3 protein-coding genes are annotated in these 1940 nt (G+C 33.9%); all 3 read right to left on the bottom strand.

The window, feature by feature from the left end; genetic code table 11:
* A partial coding sequence (locus tag QZ824_RS11455) for a hypothetical protein (RefSeq protein ID WP_291276149.1) occupies positions 1-667 on the bottom strand: 667 nt, incomplete at its 3' end.
* Positions 668-689: 22 nt separating this feature from the next.
* Complete coding sequence (locus QZ824_RS11460; RefSeq protein ID WP_291276150.1) at positions 690-1346, bottom strand: hypothetical protein; 657 nt, start codon at positions 1344-1346, stop codon at positions 690-692.
* On the bottom strand, positions 1336-1940 hold a 605-nt coding region (locus QZ824_RS11465), incomplete at its 5' end, for an RNA polymerase sigma factor (RefSeq protein WP_291276151.1). The genes QZ824_RS11465 and QZ824_RS11460, both read right to left, overlap by 11 nt.

Genomic DNA, 1940 nt, shown 5'->3' on the forward strand with positions numbered 1-1940 from the left:
AGCTTACATTATAAAGAAGAAAAGTGTGAATATAATTTTTAAAATTTAATTTAATGCCTGTATAGCTGCGAGGAGAGGTATATAATAAGCTTGCCGACACATAATCAAGATTTAATGTGTTTTTATTTTCGCCATTGATGATGCTGTCCTGAGTAGTATAATTGTAAAAGTTCTCTCCTGAATAATTGAAGCGTGTGTCTTTCAATCCTATAGCTGCCGCGGGCGATAATACATGGTCTTGTTTATTCTCTTTTGAGGATGTTATATGAAATTTGGGAGCCAACATAAAGCCCATGAGCAGATTAGTATATTTATAGTTCATATACTTGGCATTGGTTTGGGTGTTGTTTTGATAAAAATTATATGTGTCGTTAATTTGATGCCATTCGTTTTTTATATATCCGGCAATGCCCAGCTTGTTTTTTAGTATTAAACCATCCATACTAACCAAGCAGCTATATAAGTTTCGGTTTCGGAATTTCTGCGAGGTGTTTCCATTACTATCCCAGCCTTCTCCAGACAAATAATTTGCATGGAATGCAGAAAGAGCAGTACATATTCTCGTCTGTCCTTTAGAACCTGCTAATCCAGGGTTAGCGAAGATTGCATTCTGGTTGATTTGCGGCGCTTGTAATTCCTGAGCAGATGCTACGATACAGATGCACAAAAAAAACGTGAGTAATAAAAATTTATAAATCATTGTTTATTGGAACTAAGTGTGAACCATTTCTTTTAATCCGCGGATTTTGCTTTTTGCTTTTTTTAACGAATGTTTTTTGTGTAGAAGAAGAAGTATCAGTAGTATTCAAAGATTCATTTTTTGAGTCCTGAGATGAAACAGTATCTTTTGGCTGAGACACTTCATGAAGCATGTTTATTTCCTGATTATGGCCTTGATTAATTGTATGGCTACTGCTATCAATGAGTACAAAAGTTTTTTTGCAGGAATTGTTTTTGGATATTGCCCGCTCTTCCACAGTTGTATAAGAAGGAACGGCGGTTACTTTTATAAATGGAGCAACAGGTTTTTTCGAAGATATTTTTCTTGTGTGCGCAAAAAATACCAGCGTTAATAAAGTTGCACTGACGATAGTAAACTCAGCCAGTAAAAAAAGAAATTGACCTTTATATCTGAATAGAGATTTTTTATAATTAAAACCACCATCAGAAGGCAGCGGTGATTTTAGGATCGTCTTTTTCCATGAAGCAAGCTCTTTTTTTAGTACAGCATTATGTTTTAATTCTTTTTCAAAAAAATGACGCTCATATTCATCGAGATCTTTTTCAAGATACCTGAAACACCACTCTTCAATATTTTCTGTAGTTATGTTCATTTCAGACTTCATTTTTCTCAATGATACTTTTTAATTTTTGTCGCGCCCTGAATAAATATACTTTCACCTGACTTTCTGATAAGGAGAGTATCGTACCGATCTCTGCGTAATTATATCCTTCAATATCCCGTAACAAAATAACAGACTTAAATAACGGCGAAAGTTTATCCAGATAAACATAGATCATATCTGTTGTATCTGTACTAATTGAATCATCAGTTGTTATATAATCATCATTAATATCAAATTCAGGCCTTTGTTTCCTGATAAAATCAATCATGGTTCTATAGGCACACGTAAATAGCCAGGCTAAAATTTTTGTTTGATCAATATTGTTTTTGTTTGTCCATAGCTTGACATAGGTTTCCTGCACCACGTCTTTTGTATTAGCGTCGTTTTTTAAATTTTTATAAACAAACCTGTATATGCGCTGAGAGGTTTGTTCAACGATTTTATTAAACTCCTTTTCGTTCAATGGCTGGAATTTTACGTGAGACGAAACGAAATAATTAAAAGTTACAGTTCTTAAAAATATTTTTTCAATAAAAAAAGCCTCCCGACCCCGATAACTATCGGGGTCGGGAGGCTTTAATTTCATATCAGTAC

Origin of the sequence: Flavobacterium sp., from assembly GCF_021151785.1 — a bacterium.
Taxonomy (GTDB): Bacteria; Bacteroidota; Bacteroidia; order Flavobacteriales; family Flavobacteriaceae; genus Flavobacterium.

What these genes read in the sequence shown, in the direction of transcription:
- QZ824_RS11460 (WP_291276150.1), bottom strand. Translation starts at nt 1,346, where the DNA reads ATGAAGTCTGAAATGAACATAACTACAGAAAATATTGAAGAGTGGTGT.